At 66.4% G+C, this 301-nt stretch carries 1 protein-coding gene; it reads right to left on the reverse strand.

All coding sequences use genetic code 11. The features are described from left to right. Positions 1–301: TOBE domain-containing protein (locus AC6LJW_RS29480; RefSeq protein ID WP_498088981.1), on the reverse strand; the 301-nt coding region annotated here is incomplete at both ends.

Raw genomic sequence — 301 nt, forward strand, 5'->3', positions numbered from 1 at the left:
GGATGGCGGCCGTCCGGGCCCACATTGACCTGCATGCCAACCTTGGCCGACGACTCGGAAAGTTGGCGGGTCGTGCAGCGCACGACCAGCGTGCTCTTGCCGCAGCGGCAGTGCACGAGCTGTTCCGAGCCCAGGGTTTCAACCATTTCGACTTCGGCGGGAATGCCCTGGGTGTTCAGCAGCATGTGCTCGGGGCGCATGCCCATGATGATCTTGCGGCCGCGGACCTGCGACGGCACCTGCAGCGGCGAGATCTCGAGCTGGTTGCCGTCGGCGGTCTGCACCGTGCCATCGCCAGCCA

It is taken from the genome of Achromobacter sp. 1012554356, from assembly GCF_059760815.1.